Genomic DNA, 24,621 nt, shown 5'->3' on the forward strand with positions numbered 1-24,621 from the left:
CGGCCGTTGGGATTGCATTGGGCGCGGGGGTTGGAGTAGCGTAACGTTGCTTGGCGCCTGGATTATGACGATGACGACTTTCCGCGAACGATCCGAATCCAATTCGGAACTTTTCGGAGGCCGACATCCGACTCCCCCCCTTTCGGCGCGATGCGTCCCCCCCATCGATCTCGATCCACGACGAATCCGTTGAGCCGACGACGAGCACGAGGGCCCGTTCCCCCGGGCTCCGTCGCGACCTCAGTCCCGGAAGACCCGGCTCGACACTTTTTTTGAGTGAACCTAACTTCGGGCGTGGCGTAAGTTAAGCTGGGGGATATTCGCTCGCGGACGAGTTTCGCGCGATCCCCCAAGCTGATGAGTTCGAGCCGGAAATGGCGGGGGGGGGGAAGGGCACCGGGGTCGGTGTCCTCCATGAGTGCAGAGGCCGATCCATTTTCAGGAAATTATATTATCCGGCCTGAAACTTGCTTTACCCATTGATCCCCGAAAATCCTGATGCGAGGCCGCCGTGCTCGTCTCGATGCGGCGGGCTCGGGGTCGAGCGGGGTTCGTCTCGGGCCGGTTGTCCCTGTACAAGACTTGCGGAGCCGATTCCCTCATGGTCCGCGCCATCATTACGTGGAGCCTGCACAACCGCTTCCTCGTGCTGCTCGGGACGATTGCGCTCATCGCGCTCGGTGTCCACTCGGCGCTCGACCTGAACGTCGAGGCGTACCCGGATCCGACGCCCCCGCTGGTCGAGGTCATCACGCAGAACCCCGGGGCGAGCCCCGAGGAGATGGAGCGGCTCATCGGCATCCCGCTCGAGACGGCCCTCAACGGCATGCCGGGGCTCGAGGACCTGCGGAGCACCTCGATCGCCGGGCTCAACGACATCAAGTGCCAGTTCGCCTACGGGACCGACTACGCCAAGGCCCGCCAGGAGGTCATCAACCGCATCGGCGCGGTGGGCAACCTGCCGCCTGGGGTCATCCCCCAGCTCTCCCCCTGGAGCCCGACCGGCGAGATCGTCCGATACGTACTGGAAGGCCCCGGCTACACGGTCAACCAGCTCAAGGCGGTGCAAGACTGGGTGGTGAACCGGGCCTTGAAGCAGGTCCCGGGCGTGATCGACGTCACCGGCTACGGCGGGACGATCAAGCAGTATCAGGTGCTGCTCGACACCCAACTCATGAAGCGTTACGGCGTGAGCCTGAGGCGGATCGAGGACGCCATCGCTCAGTCGAACGCCAACGTCGGCGGCGACGTCCTCTCCCTCGGCACGCAGGCGCATAACGTCCGGGCCCTCGGGTACCTCGGCGAGGCGGTCGACTCGCTCGAGCCGGCGAACGCCGACCAGGCCTACGCGATCGAGATCGAGAAGCTCGAGGACCTCAAGGACGTCGTCGTGGCGTCGAACAACTACTCGCCGATCATGATCCGGCACCTCGCCAAGGTGATCGTCGGGAATCGCCCCCGCCTCGGGGTCGTCGGCCGAGGCGACGAGAACGACGTGGTCGAGGGCATCGTCCTGATGCGCAAGTATGAGAAGAGCTTGCCGACCGCCGAGGCCGTCGCCCGCAAGATGAAGGCGATCCAGGCCTCGGGGCTGCTCCCCAGGGGGATGAAGCTCTCCGTCTTCAACCAGCGGACCGACCTGGTGCACGTGACGACCCACAACGTGCTCCACAACCTGGTGGTGGGGATGGGCCTGGTGGTCGTGGTGCTCTTCGTCTTCCTCGGCGACCTGATCAGCGCCGGGATCGTGGCGATGATCATCCCGCTGGCCTTGCTGTTCTCGGTGACGGTGCTCTACTACCAGGGGAAGTCGGCCAACCTGCTCTCGATCGGCGCGGTGGACTTCGGGATCATCGTGGATAGCTCGGTCATCATCGTCGAGAACATCCACCGGCACCTGACCTCGTCCGGCGGCGACTCGACGCGGTCCCTGATCGACCGGATCATCGACGCCTCGCACGAGATCGAGAAGGCCCTCTTCTTCTCGACCCTGATCATCATCTGCGCGTTCATCCCGCTCTTCTCGATGTCGGGGCCCGAAGGCGCCCTGTTCGGGCCGATGGCGAGCACGTACGCCTTCGCGATCTTCGGGGCCTTGCTCCTGGCCGTCACGCTGACCCCCGTCCTCTGCTCGTTCTTCTTCCAGAGCAAGAAGGAAGAGCACGAGACGCTGGTGGACCGCGTGATGAAGTACCGCTATCTCAAGGCCCTCACCCGGATCCTCAACCATCGCTACATCCTGCTCGTCGGCATGGCGGTCTTCTCCCTGGCGACCCTGGCCCTGATCCCGCAGCTCGGGGCGGAATTCATGCCCGAGCTCGAGGAGGGGAACCTCTGGATCCGGGCCCTGTTGCCCAGGACGGTGACGAGGGAAGAGGCCGCGCGGATGGCCCCGAGGCTCCGCGAGGTCATCGCGTCGGTCCCCGAGATACGGGGGGTCATGTCGCACGTCGGCCGGCCCGACGACGGCACCGACGTCATCAGCTACTTCAACCTCGAATTCAACGCGCCGCTGATCCCGATGGACCAATGGCGGGCCAGGCCCATGAAGCTGGCCGGCTACGAGCTCTGGTCGCGCAAGATCACCCGCGAGGAGATCCAGGACGAGTTGACCGAGAAGTTCAAGGACTTCCCCGGCCTCGACTTCAACTTCTCGCAGTTGATCCGCGACAACGTCGAGGAGGCCCTCTCGGGCGTCAAGGGCGCGAACTCGGTCAAGCTCTTCGGCGGCGACCTCAAGACGCTCGAGGAGGCCGGCCAGCGCGTGGTGCGGATCCTCTCGACCGTGCGGGGTGTCGAGAACGCGGGGCTCTTCCACATCCTCGGGCAGCCGAACCTCGAGATCCGCATCAACCGGCAGGAGTGCGCGCGATACGGCATCAACGTGGCCGACGTCGAGTCGGTCGTGCAGGTCGCCGTCGGCGGGCACGCGTTCACCCAGATGGTCGAGGGGGAGAAGCTCTACGACATCGTCCTCAGGCTCCCGCGCTCCCTCCGCGACGACCCCGAGATGATCGGCAAGATCCCCGTCGAGACCCCCGGGGGCGGCGACAAGCCCGCCGCGAGAATCCCGCTGAGCCAGCTCGCCGAGATCGTCCCGCACCGGACGGGGGCCACTTACATCTATCGCGAGAACAACCGTCGATTCATCCCGATCAAGTTCGGGGTGCGCGACCGCGACCTCTCCTCGACCATCGTCGAGGCCCAGCGCAAGATCAACGACCCGAAGACGGGGGCGCAGCTCCCCAAGGGGTACGAGATCGAGTGGTCGGGCGAGTTCCAGCAGATGCAGGAGGCGAATGAGCGGCTCGCCTGGATCGTGCCGGTGTCGATCGCGCTCATCATGATCCTGCTCTACACGGCGTTCAACTCGATCAAGGACGCGCTCCTGGTCATGGTGAACGTGGTCGAGGCCGCGATGGGGGGCATCTGGGCCCTCTGGCTGACCGGGACGCCGTTCAGCATCTCGGCCGCGGTGGGCTTCATCTCGGTCTTCGGCGTGGCGGTGCAGGACGGCGTGCTGCTCATCTCGTACTTCAACCAGCTCCGCGCCGAGGGCCTGCCGGTCCGCGAGGCGGTCCTGCGCGGGGCCGAGCTGCGCGTGCGCCCGGTGGTGATGACGTCGCTCACGGCGGCCCTCGGGCTCTTCCCGGCCGCCATCGCGACCTCCATCGGCTCGCAGGCCCAGCGCCCCCTGGCGATCGTCGTGGTGGGGGCCATGCTCATCACCCTGTTGTTGACCCGCTACGTGATGCCGGTGCTCTACACGTTCTTCCCCGCGCCTCGGGGGAGCGGCCAGGGGCACTCCGACTTGATCGCCGGCTCTCACTACACGGATATGTTCCTGAACCCGGCGGCACCCGCGAACCATCGCGACCACGCCGAGCCTTCAACCGATCCGAATCCGAACGGCCGGTCTCCCGGCTCGCAGAATCCTCGGGGGCCTCGCGGCATGAACTGGAAATTGTTTCTCTTCCTGTTGCTCATCTCGGGCATGGGGGCGGTCGCCCTGGTCAGCCCCCGGACCCGCAACCGCGCCGCCAGGGCATGGACCAAGATAACTTCGTCCAGGACCCTGGAGCGGCTGTCCCCCTTCGGGCAGCCGGCCCACGCCAGCCCGGTCAAGAAGCCCCCCCGCTTCGTCCCCAGGGGAGAATGGGACGGGACGGTCTCGCTCAACGAGGCCCAGCGCAAGGCGATCGGGGTCAAGACGGTCAAGGTCGAGGAGCAGACCAAGCCCACGCCGCTCAAGCTCGTCGGCATGACCGACTACGACCCGGCGACCCTCACGCTCGTCCGCACCCAGTTCGACAGCAGGGTCGAGCGTGTGATCGTCGACCTGGGCGACTCGGTCAAGATCGGTGATCCGCTCATCGAGCTCTTCAGCAACACGCTGGCCGAGGCCAAGAGCGCCTACGAGACGGCGAGCAACCAGTGGATGCACGACAAGAAGGTGCTCGACTACAAGCTCCCCCTGACGAAGGAGGGGTCGCTCCCCCGCAAGGAGATGATCGAGATCGAGCACAACGAGGCCCAGAGCCGCCTGGCCATGAAGCTCGCCAAGGACAAGCTACTCGTCTTCGGCCTCAACGAGCAGGAGATCGAGCGAGCCAAGAGCGAGGACGGCACCCAGAAGGCCAAGATGATCCTCCGGGCCCAGGGCTCCGGGATCGTCATCAAGCGCTCGGTCGTCCGGGGCAATTTCTACAGCACCCAGGACGACCTGATGGTCCTCGCCCCGCTCGACCACCTCTGGGTCCGGGGTTACGTCAACGAGATCGACGCCGACCACGCGGACGTGAACCAGACCCTCCGCGTGATCTTCCCGTATGCCAACGAGACGTATCCCGGCAAGGTCGAGCACATCGACCGGGCGATCGACCCCGACACGCGCTCGGCCCAGCTCCGCACGACCATCCAGAACACGCACGGCCGGCTCAAGTCGGGCATGTTCGTCCGCGTGATCCTCGACCTCCCTCCCGTCGCCGGGCAGACCGTCATCCCCAGGATCGCCATGGTGACGCTCGACGGCGAGAACTGCGTCTTCATCAAGAAGCCCGGCACCGAGGGCGACTTCGAACGCCGGGTCATCATCGTCGAGCACGAGAACAGCGACACCGTCATCGTCGACGAGCCGTCCAAGGACCACCAGGGGCTCCAGCCGGGCGAGGAGGTCGTCACCAACGGTAGCCTCATCCTCGAACAAGCGTACGAGGACCGGGTCATCGCCGAGACCGGCGGCCCATCCTGAGTTGCGGCAAACGGCCCGGCGCCGGCGACCGCGCATCGGTCGTGTCGATATTGACGATCGTGATGGGTGTTTTCCCTTACATTCAGAGCCAGGCTCCTGTTATACTCGCGCCACATTCAACAGGGGGACCGGAGGCCGCATTCCCAAGTCGATTGGTCAGGAAGCCATCGTGATACCCCGCCTGTGAGGAGATTTTCTGCCGTGGCGCTAAAAGACCGCTATTTATTCACGAGCGAATCCGTCTCGATGGGCCATCCCGACAAGATGGCCGATCAGATCTCGGACGGGATCCTGGACGCGATCCTGGCCCAGGATCCTTACGCTCGCGTCGCCTGTGAAAGCTTGCTCACGACGGGGCTGGTCTGCCTGGCCGGCGAGATCACGACGAAGGCTCTGATCGACTACCCGACGGTCGTCCGACAGGTCGTCCGCGATATCGGCTACACGTCGAGCGACATGGGCTTCGACGCGACGACCTGCGCGGTGATGGTGGCTCTGGGCAAGCAGTCGCCCGACATCGCCCAAGGAGTCGACGAGGACTCGGCCAAGGGCAAGGACATCGGTGCCGGCGACCAGGGCATGATGTTCGGGTACGCCTGCAACGAGACCCCCGAGCTGATGCCGCTGCCGATCGCCCTGTCGCACCGGATCATCAACCGGATCACCGAGTTGCGCCAGGACGGGACGATCCCCTGGCTGCGCCCGGACTCGAAGAGCCAGGTCACCGTCGAGTACAACGGGACCACCCCCGTCCGGATCGACACCGTGGTCCTCTCGACGCAGCACTCGCCCGAGGTCACTCAGGCCGAGATCGTCGAGCGGCTCAAGAACGAGGTGATCCTGCCGGTGCTGCCGGCCGCCCTCGTCGACGACAAGCTCAAGCTGCACATCAACCCGACCGGCAAGTTCGTGGTCGGCGGCCCGCACGGCGACTCGGGCGTGACCGGTCGTAAGATCATCGTGGATACCTACGGTGGTCGGGGCCGTCACGGCGGCGGTGCCTTCAGCGGCAAGGATCCCACGAAGGTCGACCGCTCGGCCGCCTACATGGCCCGCTACGTCGCCAAGAACATCGTGGCCTCGGGCCTGGCCGACCGCTGCGAGATCCAGCTCGCCTACGCCATCGGCGTCTCCGAGCCGGTCAGCATCCACGTCGACACCGAAGGGACCGGGCAGATCCCCGACACGGAGATCGCCAAGATCGTCCGCGAGACCTTCTCGCTGACCCCCTCCGGCATCATCAAGCACCTGGACCTCCGCCGCCCCATCTACCGCAAGACCGCCTCGGGCGGCCACTTCGGTCGTTCGGAGCCGGAGTTCACCTGGGAGCGCACGGACAAGGCCGAGGCTCTCCGCCAGGCCGCCAGCGCCTCCGCGGTCGCCTGAACCTGATCCGACGAAGCCTCGCGCCGGGCGACCTGCTCGGCGCGTGGCCTCGCTTGAACGACTGCCCGTCCCTTCTCAACGCTTCCAAGACAATCTCGAGGCCGTCTGTGTGGATCCGGCTCGCCCCTCGGGGCAAGGCGGATCGCGTTCATTTCCCCGGAACGGTCCACCGCCCCATGACCTCACTCCTGGAACGCAGCGCGAGTTCGGCATTTGCCCAGAGCTTCGGCCAGGCACCGAGCTTCCTGGCCAGTGCTCCCTCCCGCGTGGAACTGCTCGGCAACCACACCGACTACAACGGCGGCCTCGTCCTGGCCGCGGCGATCGACCGGCTCACCGTCGTCGCCGGGCGCCCCGTCGAGGGACAGGAAGGCCACGCCTGGTCCTTGAATTTCGCGCAGGCCGATCGCTTCGACCTCGCCACGCTCGCCGACAACATGGGCGAGCCGGGCTCGTGGAGCCGCTACGTCAAGGGGGTCGCCTGGGCCTTGCAGGAGTCCCTCGGCCGCTTCTCCGGCGGCTTCGAGGCGGCCATCGCGGGGGACGTGCCCCTCGGCGCGGGCCTGTCCAGCTCGGCCAGCCTGCAAGCCTCTCTCGCCCTCTTCCTGCTGACGGCGGGCCTGGCCGGCGAAGGGAAGACATGGAACCTCGACGACGCCGCGAGGATGGACCTGGCCAAGGTCCTCAAGCGCAGCGAGAACGAGTACGTGGGCGTGCAGTCCGGCCTGCTCGATCAGTTCTCGGTCCTCTTCGGCCGGGCGAAGCATGCCCTGAGCCTCGACTGCCGCAACCTCGCCTTCGAGCGGCTCCCTTTGGGCGACCCCGCGCCCGCGATCGTGGTCTGCGACTCCAAAACCTCGCGACGCCTCGCCGACGGGATGTACAACGAGCGACACTCCGAGTGCGAGCAGGTCGTCGCCTATTTCCGCAACCTGCGAGGGGCAGGGGAAGTCCGCTGGCTCCGCGACGTCTCGCTGGATGACCTGGAGTCGCACTGGGACCGCCTCGACGCGAAGCCTCGCCTGAGAGCCCGGCACGTCCTGACCGAGAACGAGCGGGTCCGCCGGGGGGCCGAGTTCCTCAAGCGGGGCGAGCTCGCAGCATTCGGTCGTCTGATGTCGGCCTCGCACGCCTCGAGCCGCGACGACTTCGAGAACAGCTCGCCGGCCCTGAATGCCCTCATCGAGTCGGCCGAGTCGGCCCCCGGATTCCTCGGCGGCAAGCTCTCGGGGGCGGGCTGGGCCGGCTGCACGGTGAACCTCGTGGCCTCCGCCGAGGCGGACAACTTCGCCGAGGCCGTCCGCCGCGAGTACGCCAATCGCACCGAGACCGTCCCGGAGATCCACATCTGCCACGCCAGCGACGGGGCCTCCGGGCATCACCTCGAAGCCTGATCTACGGCTCACGCCAATATACATCTGCAAATTCTCATAACAAATCACCAACAGAAGCGTCTCTCTCTCAGGCCGGCCCGTCGGGCGGCCTGGAAGGGCGACGCTCCCGGTCGGGAGATCCGAGCGGCGGGCGGCCCGGATTCGCGTGGATCTGCTCGGCGATGTCGGTCATCTGCTTGGCATGCGCCTCGTCGCCGATCAGCCTGAAGCTCTCGGCGAGCGACTCGTAGCGATCGGCCATCGGGGGGGCCTTGGCCATGTTCGACTCGACGGACCGGAGCCCGGCGGCGGCGGCCTCCAGGTGTTCGCGGGCCTGCTCGCGGCGATTCTCCTCGATCTCGAGCCGGGCCAGGACGCCGCAGACGTCCGCCCGGTCGATCCGAGGGCGGTCCTTCCGCGACGCCCGCTCGACGAGGGCGTCTCCCAGGGAGAGCGCCTGACGATAGGCCTTCTCCGCCTCGAGCTTCCGGCCCAGGCGCTGCTGGACGATGCCGTACTTGGCGTAAACCTGCAACTGGTTGATCCCGAGCCTCGTGTTCTCCGGCTCCTCCTCGACGAGTTGATCGACGAGCCCTTGGGCGCGATGGAGCCGCTTCTCGAGGGCCGGGAGCGTCGCCGGGGCGACCGACCAGGCATCGGCCATGTTGGCGATCTCCACGAGCTTGGCGCGATACTCGGGGGCCGTGGGGAAACGCTTGACGAGCCCCTCGAAGATCGAGACCGAGCGGTCGAGCGCCTTCGCAGCCTCGGCCTCGTGCCCCAGCCTCTCGTTGATGAGCCCGACCTTGAAGAAGGCCCAGGCCGCTTCGCCCTGGAGCTTCGGGTCGGTCTCGTTCTTCTGGGCGAAGCGATCGAAGAAGTCGAGGACGGTCTGGAGCAACTCGGTGTCGTTCGACAGGCTCGCCATGCGCGACCTGGGGCCTGCGCCCGGCGGCCTCCCCCGGAACGGGTCATCGTCGCCATCGGGCGGCATCCCGGGCCGATGGCCGGGTTCGCCGAACGGGGGCCCGCCGTCGGGGCCTTCTCCGGGAGGCGGGCCATGCCCGGGACCATCGGGGGGCGGGCCGTCGTCGAAGCCGGGGCCGGGTCCCGGGCCGAATGCGAAGCGACGACCGAGCCCCTCGCGGCCCGGGCCTCGAGCCGAAGACGGGCGATGCCCCGTGAGGCCGGCCGGCGGGGCCAGGAAGTTCTCCTCGGGCGCGAGCCGGTCGAAGAGCTCGCCGAAGACCTCGAGCGAGAGGGCGACGTTCTCGTTGGCCCGCTGCCGCTCCTGCTCGGCCTCGTGGCGGCGGTTCGACTCCCCCTGGAGGGCCTTCATGGTGATCGCGTAGCTGACCCAGCCGATGATCGCGGCCAGAAAGAGCGAGCCCGCGGCCGTCGCCGCCAATGCGGCCAGGGCCCGGTTGCGTCGGCTCCAGCGATAGAGGCGGTTCACGAACGTCGCTCGCTGGGCCCGGATCGGGCGATCTTCGAGGAAGAGTCGCAGGTCGTCGGCGAGCGCCCCGGCCGTCGCGTAGCGGTGCGAGGGGTCGCGGGCGGTCGCCTTGAGGATGATCGTCTCGAGGTCGCGCGGGATCGAGGGGTCGATGCGCCTCGGGCGGGCCGGCTCCCCCTGGCTGACCTGATGCAGCAGCTCGCTCGGGCTCACCTCGCCGAAGGGAGGCTTGAGAGTGAGCAGCTCGTAGAGGGTCAGGCCGAGGCTATAGATATCGCTCCTCGAGGTCGTCTCGCCGTGGAGGGCCTCGGGGGCGAGGTAGCGCAAGGTCCCGATCACGTCGCCGGAGGCCGTCAGGTCGTCGTGGCCGACGACCTTGGCCAGGCCGAAGTCGGTCAGCCAGACGGTCTGGCTGCCGTCGATCAGGAGGTTCGCCGGCTTGATGTCGCGGTGGAGGATCCCCTGGTCGTGGGCGTACTGGAGGGCCTCGGCCGTCTGCCGGCCGATGTGGGCGGCGACCCTGGCCCGATCCTCGCCCCGGAACGAGCCGGCCTCGCGCCAGGTCTCGAGCAGAGCGTCGAGGCCGTTGCCCTGGATGTACTGCATCGCGTAATAGGGCAGGCCTTCGTGGTCGCCCACGCCGAAGATCGGCACGATGTTGGTGTGGTGGAGCTGGGCGACCGCCTGCGCCTCGCGCTGGAACCGCTGGAGCCGCCTGGCGTCGAGATGGACGGCATGCACGACCTTGAGCGCGACGTGCCGACCGAGCGACTCCTGCACCGCCTCATAGACGACCCCCATCCCGCCCCGGCCCAGCTCGCGGAGGACGCGGAAGTCACCCAGGCGCTCGGGCAGGGGACGTTCCGCCTCCTTGCCCCGGGTCTGCAGCATCCGGCGCTTCAACTGCTCCATCATCGCCACGGTCGGGAGCAGCTTGCGGACCTTGTCGGCGTACTCGGGGAAGCGAGCGGCGTACTCGGCGACGGAGGGGGTCTCCCCCTTCCGGCAGCGCTCGGCGAATTCCTCGGCCAGCCGGTCGAAGGGGTCCGATCCGCTCTCCTCCGAGACGGCGGGCCCCGACTGGTGCAGGTCGATCGTCTCATCCTGGCGTCGCTGCGGCTCGTCCTTGCCGTTTGTCGAAGGGTTCGAGGCGTTCATGAGGCCCCCTTGTCGAAGCCGGGCGATTGCTCGAGGGCGTCCTTGAGCCGTTCGATGGCGCGGACGTAACGCTTGCTCGCCGCCGAGGTCTGGATGCCGAGCAGCGCGGCGACCTCGCGATTGCTCAGCTCCTCGAAGTGCCGCAGAGCGAGGACCTCGCGATCGACCGGGTCGAGCCGATCCAGGACCTCTCTCAACCGTGCAATGATCTCGCCGCGCTGGACGGCCTGGCTCGGCGAGGTCAGATCCCCCATCAGCTCGGCCATACGTTCGGTGCTGGCCCCGAAGGAGGCCCCTGCATTGATGGCGACCTCCCTGGCCGCGTTCCGAGCCTGGGCCTCGAGGTGCTGGCGATGGACGTCGATCAGGCGCTGGAACGTCACCGTCCGGAGCCAGATGAAGAAGGGCACGTCCGGGTCGCCCTGGAAGTGCTGCAGACGCTTGAAGGCGTCGATGTACGCTTCCTGCAGAACGTCCGACGCCGCGACCCGGCCCCGGAGCCTGGCGTCGAGCCGGAACTCGACCATCTTGCAGAGGCGGTCGCGATACAGCGAGAAGAGCGGCCCGAGCGCCTCCTGATCCCCCCCTCGGAGACGATCGATCAAAGGCTGGATGTCATCGCCCTCGTCGCTCATTGGGACTCCACGCCCGGTTAGATGGCCGTCGCGAGGCGGCGGAGACGCTCCGTCTTGAATGAGGCGCTCGACGAGGGCGCCCGGGCCCTGAAGGGCCTCCGCCATTACGGCTTTTCGCAGAAATGTCCGACACTTCGGGTACCATCTCAGTCGAGAAAGGACGTGGCCGGACGCCACCCGAAGGCTTTCGCATCGAAGCTCATACCTCCATTCATTTTATCGACGCCCCCACGCGGCAGGAAGCCGGATACGCCGGGCGTTGACCAAGCTATACAGACCCTCGAGGTCGAGGCCATCTTGACGGAATCGTCATTCTCGTGGCACATCCTGCGACCCGTTGTGCAGAGACGAGTGGCGGGAAGATATTGGGGACTTGCAGGTCCTTTGGATTCGGAAGAGAAGGAGCATCGCGATGTTGTGGGCACGCATCCTGGCGGACATCACGGTCGTGATCCATGCCGCGTTCGTCTTCTTCGTCTTGCTGGGGATGGTGGCGATCGTGGTCGGCCTGCTCCTGCGCCGGGAGTGGGCCCGGAATTTCTGGTTCCGGGTGCTGCACCTCGCCGCGATCGTCGTGGTGGCCGGGCAGGCACTTGTCGGGGTGATCTGCCCGCTGACGATCCTGGAGAACTACTTCCGCCGGATGGCCGGGCAGGAGACGTACCCGGGGGCCTTCGTGGGCTACTGGGCCCATCGGCTCATCTTCTTCCGGGCCGAGCCCTGGGTCTTCACGCTCGCCTACAGCCTCTTCGGCCTCGCCGTCCTGAGTGCATTCATCCTGGGGCCTCCGCGATTGCCCCAAAGCCTCCGCAAGTCCGCCGAGCCGGCCCCGCAGCCAAATTCGGCGCGCCCTTGATCGGCCCGACTCCTCCTCGGCATCATTGGACCCGCGAGGCAAGGTCGTCTCACCCCAACGCAGATGTCCCCCCGAGGAGGAGCCCCCATGCGGTCTTATCGCGGCGCACGGTTGTCGTTCGGGATCCTCGTCCTGCCTTTTATGCTTGGTCTCTCACAGTTCGGTGCGGCGGAAACGTGCCTCTCTCCATACGTGAAGAGGCTCGACCGCCCGGAGAAGTATTTGTACGTCTTCTGCGTCGACGCCGACGCGAAGGACAACGACTTCATCGCCGTGGTGGACGTGAACCCCGACAGCGCGACTTACGGCACGATCGCCTCGACGGTCGACCTCGGCTCCAAGGGGAACGAGACCCATCACTGGGGCTTCACCGACGACCGCACCAAGATCTGGGCGGGCGGCCTGATCTCGAGCCGCATCTGGATCCTCGACGTCGCCACCGACCCGGCCAGGCCCCGGATCGAGAAGGTCCTGGACGACGTCCCCTCGACGACGGGACTCTCCGGCCCGCACACGTACTACGCCCTGCCGGGCCGGATGCTGATCAACTTCCTGGGCGCCGCCGACGGCGGGCTCCCCGCCGGCATGGCCGAGTTCACCAACGACGGCAAGTTCATCCGTCGGATCGAGAACCCGAGCAACGCCCCTTACGGCTATGACGTCGCCGTGAAGCCCGACCTGAACCGGATGGTCACCAGCAGTTTCACGCCGCTGCGGAACTACCGCAAGCCGCTCGCCGAGATGGACCTGAAGGACTTCGGCAGCGAGCTCGTCGTCTGGGACTTCAAGGCCCGCAAGCCGCTCCAGGTGGGCAAGGCCGGCCTCGCCCCGCTCGAGGTGCGCTGGAGCGTGAAACCAGGGAATAATTACGGCTTCACCAACTGCGCCCTGGATAACTCGATCTGGCTTTTCCGCGGCCAACCCGACGGCAACTACGAGTTCAAGAAGGTCGCCGCCACCGGGGCCCTCCCGGCCGACCTCCGCCAGAGCCCCGACGATCGCTACCTCTACGTGAGCTGCTTCAACGACAACATCCTCCAGCAGTGGGACGTCGCCGACCCCGACAATCCCAAGCTTTTCAGCACCGTCTCCCCCGGCGTCCAGCCCAACATGATGCACGTCACCGGCGACGGCAAGCGGATGTACGTGACCAACTCCCTCCTCTCCACCCTCGACCACGCCGGCCGCTTCTGGATCCGCCTGATCCACGTCGGTCCCGACGGAATGAAGGTCGACCCCTTCTTCAACATCGACCTCAACAAGTTCCCCACCGGCCCCGCCCGCGGGCATGACATGCTCATCAACTGAATTTCACATTCAAACATCAGCTAGCAACAATGACGCGAGGGCAGTAAAGCACCGGGGCCAGTTGAGTTCTGATCCCGGCCGCCCAGGTGTTGCCACACCTGGGCGGTCCGCTGATCGTCAGCCCGGTGGTCGAATCGACCGCCAAGCAGTCAACCCGTGGATTGGCCAGCGTAGACAGGCATCGATCCACCGAGCCACGCGCGGAATTCCTCGAAACTCGAATAGCTCCGCAGGTCCGGCAGGCACTCCCTGAACAAGGGGGGCTCGGCGACAAACATCGCGTGCGGAGTGACAACGACGCTACGAATCGTCTTGTAGGCGGTGAAGTCATATTCGCTGCCAGAACTCGGGAACTGAGCGAAGAACGCCTCAAGCTCGGCAAACTTCTCGACAGCCTTCTCGAGCATGGTCCTTACATTCCGGATAGTACTACAGTTGTATTTAATCAAGGAGGTCGCGCCCCGCGTTTCCTGTAGTGACACTCCTTGGCGTGCTGCTGGTGTGCCCTCCGCCAGTCCGACCACGCCAGCGCACGCTCGGCCGGTTCCAGCCGGCCCCACACCACCCGGAGCAGGAGGATCCTGACCTCGGGCACCGTCAGCGGGATCAGCCGCGGGCCCCCTTTTCGCGCGGCGACGGCCGGGCCGACGACCGCGACCGGATCACCGCCAGCATCGCCAGCGCGAACATCGACAGCGTCACATGCCGATGCCAGCCGGGCCACGACCGCACCTCGTAGTCGGCCAGCCCGCAATCCCCCTTGGCCCGCTCGAAGCACTCCTCCACCGCCCACCTCGAGCCCGCGACCCGGGCCAGCTCCGCCCTCGGCGTGCCCGCCGGCCCGCGGCACAGGTAGTAGGCCCGCTCCTCCGGCCGGTCGCGGCTCCTGCGGACCAGCAGCCGGAGCTGCCAACCCCGGCCGTCGACCTCGCCGAACGGCTCGGCCGCCCAGTCGTACCACCGCGGCCCCTTCGACCCGACCCCGGCGGCTCGCCCGGCGCCACGCGCGGGCCGGCAGCCGGTCGGCGATCGCGTCGACCCGATCTCGAGTCCGGCCGTCGTAGAGCCTCAGGTCGCTCCTGACCGCCAGCACGTACGGCTGGCCGGCCGCCTCCAACGCCCGACGGAGGCGTACGTCGCCGCCGTAGACCGCGTCGCCGGTCACCCAGGCCGCCACCACCCCGGCCCGCCGCGCCCGCTCGAGCATCCGCTCGGCCAGCCGCGGCTTGGTGGCGAATCCCTCCTCGGGCGGGATGTGGGCCGCCTTGCGGCGGTCGGGGTCGTCGGCCCACTCCTTCGGCAGGTACAACTCGCGGTCGATGAGCGCCTGCCCTCGGCGGCCGGCGAAGGCCAGGAAGACCCCGATCTGGCAGTTCTCGATCCGGCCGGCGGTGCCGGAATACTGCCGCTGCACGCCCGCGGATTTCGTGCCCTTCTTGAGGAAGCCGGTCTCGTCGACGATCAGCACGCCCCGGGGGTCGGCCAGATGTTCCCGGGCGTAGGCGACCAGGTCGTCGCGGACGCGGTCGGCGTCCCAGTCGGCGCGGCCGAGGAGGTGCTGGACGCCATAGGGGGACTCGTCGCCGGCCTCCTCGGCGAGCTGCCAGCCGTTCTTGCGCCGGGCGTCGGAGAGGAGCCCCGGAGATACGCGATGGCGCGGCGACGGGGCTCGGAACGGGGAAGAAGCGGGCCAGGCGCCCGCCGATGGAGTCCATCTCGCGGGCCCAGCCGCGGATGTCCACGGCCGCAGGTTGTGCTTGCATAGCTCGGCCTCCGTGCGCAACATCCTACGGGGCCAGGCTTTCAAATACAACTGTAGTAATAGATGCGAATTCACCGCGGTCGTATTGTGTTGTGAAAATGACGCTCTTGCACGAAACGAGCAGCAGGGTGTCATCTAGGCAGCCGAACGCGTCGATCTCGCCGAATCGCTTGCCGTCCTTCTTGAAGTGATGGCCCCTAAGCCGTCTTATTGCAAGAGGTGGCGCCCAAGGCGAAGCATCGACGACGGCTTGCACCGCGTCCTCGAAGGCCTGAGCTCGAACATTGGCCGGTTCACCGTGAATGGCCGGGAATTCCAGCATGATTTGGAACCGGCGCGTCGCGTTATAGAGATCGACTCCGATCAGTTTGTCGTTGACGATGAAGGCGACAGGCCCGGGAAGCAACGGCGATGGCCTCCCCTCCATCCGCAGCAACCTGTCGCTGAACTTCTCATCAGGCGATTCCTCGGGTAGCACGCGAAGCACCGGCTCATGCTCGCGCATTTCTTCGCGGAAGTCCGCATAGAGCGCGTCGAGTTCGTCTCTCTCGACCAAGATGTAGCCCGACTGCAATAGCTGAGATCGTGCTATCAGCGATCTTCCATAGATAATCGTGGCGATGCGAAGGAGCGAGAACAGTGATGACAGCTCAACAGGCCATGGGATAAGGTTCGCAACTAGCGGATCAGTCAGGAGATCCGCGACGGCGTGAAAGAGAATCCCGGCAGGCGAATATCTCAATGCAACCGTATATTGCATCTCGATTTGCGACGGCGTCACGATCCGGGGCTCGCCCGCGACCTTGCCAACCTGAAAAAGAAACGGCTCTCCCTCGTGGGCTGTGGGGACGTAGGAATCGACAGGCACGCCGAGCTTGCTCATGACTTCGTGTCGTTCGTTGCGCCGGTCGAACTCATTGATCGCCCGCTCAAGGGCATTTTCCATTCGGCTCCGGGCAATCCGGAACGGCAGGCCGGGTATCGAGCGGTCGAATTCCAGAACGCCTCCCTTGCCGACGATCCGGAACTCCACCTGGCACTGGCAATAGCCAAGCGAGAAGCCGCAGATCCACGCCAACCGCTTGATCACCGTCCCGTCGATAGGGAAAGTGCCTTCCCCGGACGGAGCACCCAACATGTAGGCTGGGTCGGCACCACACATGGCGAGGACCTCCGCTACGCTGCGGTCATAGGACTCGGTCGATGCCAGTTGCCCCTCAAAGACCTCGTCGGGGAGCCGCCGGAGATACCAGAACCACCGGTAGCGCCCGTAACCCTTCGCTGATTGCGTGGCTGCGTGATGCTCCAGCCTGAGAAGAACCTCGGCAAGGTATTGAAACGCCACCTCCCCGCACGCCTCGGCGGCCGTCAGCCCGACGTCAGCCCGCACTTGCTCGGCAATTCTGACCGCGTCGTGCAGGCCGCCCATGTGAGCCTTCTTCCAGGCCGGTGTCCTGATGGCATTAATGAACAAGCTCCCGAAGTGGTCCATAGCAATTCCCGTTCATGCGTGGCTCAAGCCGATTCCTTTACTAAGTTGCTTCAGTGTGTTCGACCGATGCTCGCCGAGGGGAAATTAGGGGCTTCGCTAACGGGGGCGTCTGGTCGCCGCCTGGTCGGGGCGATGGGCGTTGAAGAGGAGGTATCGGCCGCCGGGGGAGGGGGTCAGGCCTCCCATGCCGTCGGGACGCTCGCCGCCTTCGATCGGGATCGCGCCCGGCCTTCCCATGTTGCTCGGTGACTTCAGGATCGACCGCACAACGCCACGGGCGCCGAGGAAGTAGCAGGCTCCGGTCGGGGGGTCGTAGAGGGGCCACCGCGCGTAGGTGTCGGGCCCGTCGCTCCGCCTCCAGAGCTGGCCCTCGACATGCGCTTGGCCTGGGCGTTGCACGTCGAGGAGGCCGATCGATTCAGGCTCGCTCCCGGCGCCGAGGCTCGCGACCAGGGTGTGCAAGCCCGCCCAGCGCGGCCAGGAGAAGATCTTCAGGCCGGGGACTTCGACCCGCGTGGTCTGCTTGGTCGAGAAGTCATGGATGTAGGTGCTGGCCGGATCCTCGAAGGTATTGATGAGGAGTTGTCGCCCGTCCTCGGAGAAGGATGGAGCCCCGATGACGTCGATGTCGAGCCGGCTCCGGCCGGTGCCGTCGGGGTTCATGACCCAGATCCCGGGGCGGTCGGTCTCGTCCTCGCGGTCGAGGGCGAAGACGATCTGCCGGTCGTCCGGCGAGAACTTCCCCCATCGGCCAGGGCCCAGGTCCAGCGTGCGAGGGTGGCCATTGAGGCTATCCAGGACCATCTGTCGTGACCGCGCCTTCATACTGGTGGAGGCATTGAAAAGGATCTTGGTGCCGTCGTGCGACCAGTCCGGGTTTGAGCACCAGTTCTGACCGGGAATGGGTTCATCGGCGACGAGTGTTGTCCTCTCCTCCGCGAGATCCCTGAGGTAGATTTGCATCCGCCACCCCGAGGACCTTCCCATTTCTGGCGAATGCTGCCGGAGGACCTCCGCCAGCCGGATGGACTCCCGCGCGGCGGCACCTGGAATGCCGCGAATGAACCAGATTTTGACCATCCCATCGGCACCCGCGGTGGCGAGGTCACGGCCGTCGGGCGAGAAGGCGATGGAGGGGCTGTTCGTGCGATGGGCCTGCAGCGTGCCGCCGAGCTCCTGGGTCGCGGCGTTCCAGAATTTCACCTGTCCGGACCTGTTGCTATTGGCCAGCAGGAGGCTCCCGGGACGAAACGCCACGCCGGCCGACTTTGGGCCACCGTCCACGACGCATCGCTCCTTGCACGAGCCGCTGTCGCACTCGTACAGGCGCAACGTGTTGTCGGCGCAGGTGGCGGCCAGGTATTTCCCGGTGGAGTCGAAGGCGACCGATTTGCACTCGGCTTTCCAGCCGACCATCGTCGCAATCCGCTCGCGCACCGGCCAGTTCCAGACCTGGACTTCGCCAGGCTGGCCGATCGGCTCGTCGGGCCTCGCCTTGGTCCAGTCGCCCATCGCCAGTGCGATCAAGTGGCCATCCGGGGAGAAGGCGATTCCATTGACCGGCTGATCCAGGATCGGGGATGTCCAGACGCGCCGGCCATCCTTCGCATCAAAGAAGGCCAGTACCCTGTCGAATCCCCCGGCCGCGACGAGGTTGCCATCGGGGCTGAAGGCCACGGACCTCACCACCTGGTCGAATCCGCCGAAATCCCAGGTCGGCTTCCTCGGCGGCAGTGGGTCGGTTTTCAGGTCCCAGAGTTTGACGTGATTGTCATGACCACCCGTGACCAGCGTGCGACCGTCCGGGCTGATGGCGACACTCTCGACGCCGCCGGGATGGGCCTCGAATGAGGTATCATACAAGCCCGCCCCGACCCCGCCGAGCTGCGATTGCCAGTCCCAGAGCCCGACGCGGCCCGCACTCGTACCGAAGGTCAGCACACGCCCGTCCGGTGAGAAGCTCAGCGAGCGGACTTCGGCATCGAAGGGCCCGAGAGCGACGGCCCGGGGGGAGGGGCCCGGCTGAGTCGGCATGCGGATCTGCCCTGCACTCGCGGGCGTGGGGGGAATGTGGGACACGGCCTCGTCGCGGGCCTTCCCCTCGGGGATAGACGCGGTCGACGGGGGAGCTTCCGCCACGTTTTCCTTGCGCACCCGCAGGACCGTCCGCCCGCCCCGGCTGATGGTCACGAGTTCCTCCCGGAGCAGCTTGCCATCCTTCAGCGCCTGGACGTTGTGCTTGCCCACCGAGAGCCGTAGTTCCTTCAACCCCGAGGTGGTGATGACCAGTTCGGAGCCGTCGAGTTTGATGCCAACGTCGGGGTCATCGGCCTCGACCACCAGGGTTCCCTCGGGGGTCGTCAGCCGCAGCACCGTGCCCATGTAACTCACGGCCTGCCCGGCTGCCTGGCGGGCCCCGGGCCAGCAGAGGATCGTCGCCAGGATGAGGGCGAACGGGAGCGATCCCCAGACGGCCATCGACCGGCGTTTGCGAGCGGGTCGCAGCTCGGCCGGCAAGGGCACGCTGCTCGGCTGCTGGACGTGGGCAAGGCATCGACAGAGGAGGTCGGCAACCTCGGCCGCCGATCCGTAGCGGCCTTCGGGATCCTTGGCATGCAGCATCTCGATGATCCGTACCAGCCAGGATGGGATCTCGGGATTGAGCTCCTGGATCGGCCTCGGCCTCTGCTCGCAGACCTTGCGTAGCGTGGCCATGCTCGAACTGCCTCGGAAAGCCGCCTGGCCCGTGCAGAGGGCATAGAGCACGCTGCCGAGGCTGAACAGGTCGGTCCGGTGGTCCACGGGCTCGCCGCCGGCCTGCTCGGGCGACATATATTGAGGCGTGCCCGCCACGACCCCCGACTGCGAGAGCGTCGCGTCATCCACCGCGCGGGCCAGGCCGAAGTCGGTGATCTTGACCCGCTCGACGCCGTTCTCCAGCAGGATGTTGGCGGGCTTGATGTCGCGGTGGATGAGCCCCTGAGCATGGGCCGCGGCCAGCGCTCTGGCCGCCTGGCTGCCGATCCGGAGGATCTCGGCGACCCCGGGGGTCTTCCCGCGATCGATCACGTCCTGGACCGACTTGCCGGCGACGTACTGCATGACCAGGTAGGGGACGCCCTGCGGCAGGGCATCCACGGCGTGGATCGTGACGACGTGCTCGTGCACCACGGCGGCCGCGGCTTTGGCCTCGCGTGCGAACCACCGCCTCGCCGCCGCGGTCGCGGCCAGCCCTGGCGTCAGGATCTTGATCGCCACCAGGCGGTCGAGGGCCCGGTCCCTGGCGAGGAAGACGAGCCCCATCCCTCCCCGGCCGATCGGGCGGATCAGATCGTACGGCCCGAGCTTGCCCAGGTGCCCCGGCTCGTCGGGAGGATCGAACAGGCCAAGGGGCAACTCATCATCGTCGGGCCACGATCTTCCGGGATCCTCATCCGCGACGTGCGTGTCGGGACACGACGCCTCGTCGCGGAGCAGCGGCAGCTCATCCCAGAGGCCGCTCCGGGCCGCCAGGCGATCGAGAATGCCCCGGCATTGCGGGCAGGCCTCCAGGTGCGCGGCGAGCTCCGCGTGCTCGGCCTCCGGCAGGCCGTCATCCAGCAGGAGAAGCAGCCGATCCTTGGTGGGGCAGTCCGACATTGAGGAATCTCCGAGAAAACGCGTCGCTCGATCTCATCGCCGCCGTCATCCGTCGCATTCATCCCCTTCGATCCGTTCGATCTCCTGCCTCAGGCGGGCCATAACCCGGCTGCGGGCGACGTAGAGGGCCCCTGGGGAGATCCCCAGCTCCGCGGCGACCGCGGCGACCTCCCGGCCCTCGACGCTCGTCTGCCAGAAGGCCTGCCAGGTGGTCTCATGGAAGGACACGTGGGCCCTCTGCGACGCGACGGCGAAGATCCGACGACGGTACTCGAGGTCGAAGAGCGTGGAGTCGGACTCGCTCGCCGGCTGGGCCTCGAGGATCTCGACCATCTCCGTCCCTCCGGCGCCGACGCAGGCACCCTGACGGCCCCGGGCGGCCAGCAGGTTCACGATCAGGTTGCGGGCGATCCGCGACAGCCACCCCCGGAATGAGCCCCGCCCTGGATCCGGATCCCACCCCTCGATCGCGGCGGCGACGGAGCGGAAGACCTCCTGCGCGAGGTCGTCCGCGTCGGCCTTCTGCACGCCCTTATCCCGGGCGAGCCGGTGGATCAGCGGCTCGTAAATCTCCACGAACTCGCCCCACGCTCGCTCATCGCGGGGCGTCTTGAGGCGGATCAGCAGGCTCGCTCGTGTCGGTGGAACGGCGGACAAGGCATCCTCCCTATAGAGGTTTCACAAGCGACCCCCGAAAATCTTACAGTTCGCCCGCGGATTTCGCCCGCGGCGTGTCCCCCCATCCACGTCGGCCCCGACGGGCATGAAGGTCGACCCCTTCTTCAACATCGACCTCAACACATTCCCACCGGCCCCGCCCAACGGCATGACATGCTCACCAATTAAGGTTTTAAGAGATATTCGTCGGCGCGACCTCGCGGAGAATGCTCCCGAAACGCATCGGTCGACCCAAACGAATGGCTCCGAGGCTGGTCCATCGACTCGATTCGTGCGAGAATCCGAGGCGATCAAGCATGCGCCGACAGATCGACGACCGGCGACCGGACCGCTCCGTCGCCCCTGGCAACACGGTCCAGCCAAGGTAGGTGCATATGCGACGCGTGAGGCACCTCGAAGTCATATCCTTGCTCTTCCTCGCTTGGCTCGGCGCTTTCCCCCGAGGATCATTGGGCGAGGAGCTTCCAGCCGCTGTCCGCGACCTCGTGCAGAACCGCTGCCTCGACTGCCATGACGCGGTGACGAAGAAGGGGAATCTCGACCTCGAGGAGTTGGCCTTCGAGCCGGCGAACCCGCAGAACTTCGCACGCTGGGCGAAGGTCTACAGCCGTGTCGAGGCAGGGGAGATGCCCCCGAAGAAAGAGGGGCGGATTCCGGAGGGTGAGGTCGGGCCGGCGATCGCGGCATTGAAGAAGGCGCTCGTGGCGGTCGATGACGCCAGGCTCGCCGGGAAGGGGCGGACGGCGTTGCGACGGCTCACGCGGGTCGAGTATGAGAACACGCTGCGCGACCTGTTCGACATGCCGGGCATCGCCCTGCAGGCCCTGCTGCCGCCCGACGGCTCCTCGCACGGCTTCGATAAGAACAGCGAGGCCCTCTTCCTCTCGCACGTGAACCTGGCGAAGTACATCGAGGCGGCGGATCACGTCCTTGATCTCGCCATCGCGGCCAGGCCCTCGGCGCCTCGGGTGCAGAAGACCCGGACCTCGCTGCTCGACCGCGGAGGTTCGGCTCCTTATCTCTCGATGCAAGGGGATTGCGTCCTCCTGCGCGGCTTCAAGCCCGACCCCGCTTATCCGCCGGCGGGGGCCCACAGGCACCAGGACCAGGGGGCCCACGAGGCGATGGGTATGTACGACACCGATAGCTCCGTGGGCATCTTCCGACGCGAGGATGAATCGGTGAACTATTACTTCCGCGGGCATACGACGATCTATCCTGGCCGCTATCGGATAAGGGCCTCGACCTGGGCGTTCGGATGGGACAAGGGGCAAGTGCTCCCCGCTCGAGGGACCGAGGCACTAAGGCTTGCGGTCGTCCAGCTCACCGGCGACGGCCGCGGCGGGCAGCATCCGAACTACACGCTCGGGTATCTCGACGCCCCCTCGCTGAAGCCGACCGAGCGAGGTATGGACGTCTGGTTGAACGAAAACGAGATCATGGGTTGCGACGTTTCCTCGCTCGCTCCGGTCGCGAACTACAACCGGAAGGGGCACGCGATGGCGTTCATCGGCCCCGGGATCGCGGTGGACTGGATCGACGTCGAAGGCCCGCTCAACGACCGCTGGCCACCGCGATCGCATCGCCTGATCTTCGGCGACCTTCCGATCGAGCCCTTCGTCGCGAAGGAAAATCCCGGCACCACACCGCCGAGGCGGGTCGACTTCGAAGGGCTCTGGCTCGGCGAAGGCAAGAACTCGCGAGACCCAGTGACTGGCGCATGGACGGTTCGTAGCAAGCAACCCCGGCAGCACGCCGAGCGCCTGCTCGCGGGCTTCCTGCCCAAAGCCTTCCGGCGCCCCGTGCCGGGCGAGGTGAGGGAACGCTACGTCGGGCTCGTCGAGGATTGCATCAAGGCCGGCGATTGCTTCGAATCCGCGATGCGTCAGGCCGTCCGCACCGCCTTGTGCTCGCCGGATTTCCTCTACCACGTCGAGCCCGCCGAGTCGCTCGACGATTTCGCGCTGGGGAACCGACTCGCTTACTTCCTCTGGAACTCGCTGCCCGACGACCGGCTCACGAAGCTGGCGACCAACGCTCAGTTACATGAGCCGACGATGCTGCGAGCGGAGGTCGAACGCCTCCTCGAGGATCCGCGTTCGCAGAGGTTCGTCGACGACTTCCTCGGCCAGTGGCTCAAGCTCCGCTCCATCGCGGCGAACGACCCGGATAAGAAGCTCTACCCGGAGTTCAGCCCTTATCTGCAAGAGTCGATGGTCCTGGAGACGCGGGCCTACTTCCGGGAATTGCTCGACCGCGACCTCGACGCCACGCATCTCGTGCGCTCCGACTTCGCGATGCTGAACGAGAAGCTCGCCGCCCACTATGGCGTCGAAGGGGTGAGTGGGCCGGGTATTCGTCGCGTGCCGCTGCCGGCCGACTGCAAACGAGGCGGGTTCCTCACGCAGGCGTCGATCCTCAAGATCACCGCGAACGGCACCACGACATCCCCCATACCCCGAGGGGCCTTCGTGATGGATCGGCTGCTCGGCCGACCGCCCGAACCGCCGCCGTCGAGCGTCCCCGCCGTGGAGCCCGACGTCCGGGGCGCCACGACGATCCGCCAGCAACTCGCCAAGCATCGCGACAATACCACCTGCGCGGGCTGCCACGCGACGATCGATCCCCCCGGATTTGCGCTCGAGAGCTTCGATGTGATCGGGGGAATGCGGGACCGATACCGTTCGCTGGAGATCGGCGACCCTGCGCCTCGGGGTTCGATCGATCCCTCCATCGGCATCGGCTTCAAGCTCGGCCCCGCGGTCGACCCCGCCGGCACGCTGGCCGATGGGCGAAGCTTCCAGGACATCCGCGAACTGCAACGGATCCTCGCCGCTGATCGCCGCGGGTTGTTGAAGAACCTCGCCCGGCAGTGGCTCGTCTACGCGACGGGCCGGGAGGTCGCCTTCCGGGACCTCGACGCGGTCGAGGCCATCGTCGTTGCGGCGGAAAAGCAGGGCGGCGGCATCCGGACCTTGCTGCACGAGGTCATCCAGAGCCGGGAGTTTTCGACCCGATGATGCGTCACCTGCTTTGCATCGCCCTTCTCATCGCGGCCCGGCCGGGCGTCGCCGGGGATGTGACGGTCAAGTACCGGCTCATGGGTCTGTTCCAGCCGGATCGCGCGGAGGACCTCCGCAAGCAGGCGGGGACGCTCGCGATCGACGAGGGCGGGGCGAAGACGCTGGTGAAGCTCGTCGACATCGACTTTGAAGCGGCCACGGCCACGTTCTCCTACGACGCCGACGCGAAGGCGTTCCAGGGCAAGTCCCCGCAGCAGGTCCATGAGTCGATCAACAATCACCTGCGCAATGCATCGCGGCACAACTTCAATGCCTTTCCCCCGGATACGTCGAAGCCTGAAAAGCTCGTGCGAGAGCGCATCGCCGTCGCCGGGCTCGACTGCAAGGGGTGCGCCTATGGAGCTTATCGGGCGGTCGCGACGATCGATGGGGTCGACCGCGCGGTGGTGAGCTTCAAGGGGGGGCACGTCACCGCATGGATCGATCCGTCGAAGACCAAACGCGAGGCACTCGTCGCCGCGTTGAAGAAGGCCGAGGTCGATGTCGTCGAGCCGGAGACGGCCAGGGGTAAGTCGGCCGATGCGCGTTAAACCTCAAAATCAAG

General features: G+C 66.5%; 14 protein-coding genes. 7 read left to right on the forward strand and 7 right to left on the reverse strand.

From position 1 onward, the window contains the following. Positions 1-601: 601 nt before the first annotated feature. The 3 genes from ACOYYX_RS36695 (at position 602) to galK (ending at position 8,031) form a co-directional block, all read left to right on the forward strand. Complete coding sequence (locus ACOYYX_RS36695; protein ID WP_422927610.1) at positions 602-5,251, forward strand: CusA/CzcA family heavy metal efflux RND transporter; 4,650 nt, start codon at positions 602-604, stop codon at positions 5,249-5,251. A gap of 246 nt (positions 5,252-5,497) precedes the next feature. Beyond that, a complete protein-coding gene (metK, locus tag ACOYYX_RS36700; RefSeq protein WP_422931712.1) occupies positions 5,498-6,637 on the forward strand; it encodes a methionine adenosyltransferase in 1,140 nt (379 codons plus the stop codon). Between the two features lie 176 nt (positions 6,638-6,813). Then, positions 6,814-8,031, forward strand: coding sequence for a galactokinase (gene galK / locus ACOYYX_RS36705; RefSeq protein ID WP_422927611.1), 1,218 nt, complete (start codon positions 6,814-6,816; stop codon positions 8,029-8,031). A 67-nt stretch (positions 8,032-8,098) separates the two neighbouring features. Here galK and ACOYYX_RS36710 read toward each other — a convergent pair whose 3' ends face one another. Beyond that, on the reverse strand, positions 8,099-10,624 hold the full coding sequence (locus tag ACOYYX_RS36710) for a protein kinase domain-containing protein (RefSeq protein WP_422927612.1): 2,526 nt from the start codon (positions 10,622-10,624) through the stop codon (positions 8,099-8,101). Further along, the gene (locus tag ACOYYX_RS36715) at positions 10,621-11,259 is read right to left on the reverse strand and encodes a sigma-70 family RNA polymerase sigma factor (RefSeq protein ID WP_422927613.1); all 639 of its coding nucleotides are present in this window, start codon (positions 11,257-11,259) and stop codon (positions 10,621-10,623) included. Before ACOYYX_RS36715 ends, ACOYYX_RS36710 begins: the two co-directional genes overlap by 4 nt. A gap of 412 nt (positions 11,260-11,671) precedes the next feature. Between ACOYYX_RS36715 and ACOYYX_RS36720 the strand changes: the two genes are divergently transcribed. Together ACOYYX_RS36720 and ACOYYX_RS36725 are read left to right on the forward strand one after the other, a co-directional pair. Next, complete coding sequence (locus ACOYYX_RS36720) at positions 11,672-12,115, forward strand: DUF2784 domain-containing protein (protein WP_422927614.1); 444 nt, start codon at positions 11,672-11,674, stop codon at positions 12,113-12,115. 87 nt (positions 12,116-12,202) lie between these two features. Beyond that, positions 12,203-13,423: a selenium-binding protein SBP56-related protein gene (locus ACOYYX_RS36725; RefSeq protein WP_422927615.1), complete on the forward strand. Its 1,221-nt coding sequence runs from the start codon at positions 12,203-12,205 to the stop codon at positions 13,421-13,423. A 149-nt stretch (positions 13,424-13,572) separates the two neighbouring features. Here ACOYYX_RS36725 and ACOYYX_RS36730 read toward each other — a convergent pair whose 3' ends face one another. The 5 genes from ACOYYX_RS36730 to ACOYYX_RS36750 form a co-directional block, all read right to left on the reverse strand. Continuing rightward, positions 13,573-13,830, reverse strand: a complete 258-nt coding sequence (locus ACOYYX_RS36730; protein WP_422927616.1) for a hypothetical protein — start codon at positions 13,828-13,830, stop codon at positions 13,573-13,575. Between the two features lie 38 nt (positions 13,831-13,868). After that, entirely contained in the window at positions 13,869-15,209 is a 1,341-nt protein-coding gene (locus ACOYYX_RS36735; RefSeq protein WP_422927617.1) for an IS701 family transposase, read from the reverse strand. Between the two features lies 1 nt (position 15,210). Then, the gene (locus ACOYYX_RS36740; RefSeq protein WP_422927618.1) at positions 15,211-16,614 is read right to left on the reverse strand and encodes a hypothetical protein; all 1,404 of its coding nucleotides are present in this window, start codon (positions 16,612-16,614) and stop codon (positions 15,211-15,213) included. A 159-nt stretch (positions 16,615-16,773) separates the two neighbouring features. Further along, positions 16,774-20,316: a protein kinase domain-containing protein gene (locus ACOYYX_RS36745; protein ID WP_422927619.1), complete on the reverse strand. Its 3,543-nt coding sequence runs from the start codon at positions 20,314-20,316 to the stop codon at positions 16,774-16,776. Positions 20,317-20,361: 45 nt separating this feature from the next. Next, positions 20,362-20,973 (reverse strand): RNA polymerase sigma factor, encoded by a 612-nt coding sequence (locus ACOYYX_RS36750; RefSeq protein WP_422927620.1) that lies wholly within the window; start codon positions 20,971-20,973, stop codon positions 20,362-20,364. A 395-nt stretch (positions 20,974-21,368) separates the two neighbouring features. Here ACOYYX_RS36750 and ACOYYX_RS36755 point away from each other — a divergent pair, with 395 nt between their 5' ends. Further along, entirely contained in the window at positions 21,369-24,014 is a 2,646-nt protein-coding gene (locus tag ACOYYX_RS36755; RefSeq protein WP_422927621.1) for a DUF1592 domain-containing protein, read from the forward strand. Then, on the forward strand, positions 24,011-24,607 hold the full coding sequence (locus tag ACOYYX_RS36760) for a heavy-metal-associated domain-containing protein (RefSeq protein WP_422927622.1): 597 nt from the start codon (positions 24,011-24,013) through the stop codon (positions 24,605-24,607). The genes ACOYYX_RS36755 and ACOYYX_RS36760 overlap by 4 nt, the downstream gene beginning before the upstream one ends. The last annotated feature ends 14 nt before the right edge of the window (positions 24,608-24,621 follow it).

The sequence above is a fragment of the Singulisphaera chitinilytica genome (assembly GCF_049331405.1).
Lineage (GTDB): Bacteria > Planctomycetota > Planctomycetia > Isosphaerales > Isosphaeraceae > PoT.

What these genes read in the sequence shown, in the direction of transcription:
- ACOYYX_RS36695 (WP_422927610.1), top strand. Translation starts at nt 602, where the DNA reads ATGGTCCGCGCCATCATTACGTGGAGCCTGCACAACCGCTTCCTCGTG.
- metK (WP_422931712.1), top strand. Translation starts at nt 5,498, where the DNA reads ATGGGCCATCCCGACAAGATGGCCGATCAGATCTCGGACGGGATCCTG.
- galK (WP_422927611.1), top strand. Translation starts at nt 6,814, where the DNA reads ATGACCTCACTCCTGGAACGCAGCGCGAGTTCGGCATTTGCCCAGAGC.
- ACOYYX_RS36710 (WP_422927612.1), bottom strand. Translation starts at nt 10,624, where the DNA reads ATGAACGCCTCGAACCCTTCGACAAACGGCAAGGACGAGCCGCAGCGA.
- ACOYYX_RS36715 (WP_422927613.1), bottom strand. Translation starts at nt 11,259, where the DNA reads ATGAGCGACGAGGGCGATGACATCCAGCCTTTGATCGATCGTCTCCGA.
- ACOYYX_RS36720 (WP_422927614.1), top strand. Translation starts at nt 11,672, where the DNA reads ATGTTGTGGGCACGCATCCTGGCGGACATCACGGTCGTGATCCATGCC.
- ACOYYX_RS36725 (WP_422927615.1), top strand. Translation starts at nt 12,203, where the DNA reads ATGCGGTCTTATCGCGGCGCACGGTTGTCGTTCGGGATCCTCGTCCTG.
- ACOYYX_RS36730 (WP_422927616.1), bottom strand. Translation starts at nt 13,830, where the DNA reads ATGCTCGAGAAGGCTGTCGAGAAGTTTGCCGAGCTTGAGGCGTTCTTC.
- ACOYYX_RS36735 (WP_422927617.1), bottom strand. Translation starts at nt 15,209, where the DNA reads ATGTTGCGCACGGAGGCCGAGCTATGCAAGCACAACCTGCGGCCGTGG.
- ACOYYX_RS36740 (WP_422927618.1), bottom strand. Translation starts at nt 16,614, where the DNA reads ATGGGCGGCCTGCACGACGCGGTCAGAATTGCCGAGCAAGTGCGGGCT.
- ACOYYX_RS36745 (WP_422927619.1), bottom strand. Translation starts at nt 20,316, where the DNA reads ATGTCGGACTGCCCCACCAAGGATCGGCTGCTTCTCCTGCTGGATGAC.
- ACOYYX_RS36755 (WP_422927621.1), top strand. Translation starts at nt 21,369, where the DNA reads ATGCGACGCGTGAGGCACCTCGAAGTCATATCCTTGCTCTTCCTCGCT.
- ACOYYX_RS36760 (WP_422927622.1), top strand. Translation starts at nt 24,011, where the DNA reads ATGATGCGTCACCTGCTTTGCATCGCCCTTCTCATCGCGGCCCGGCCG.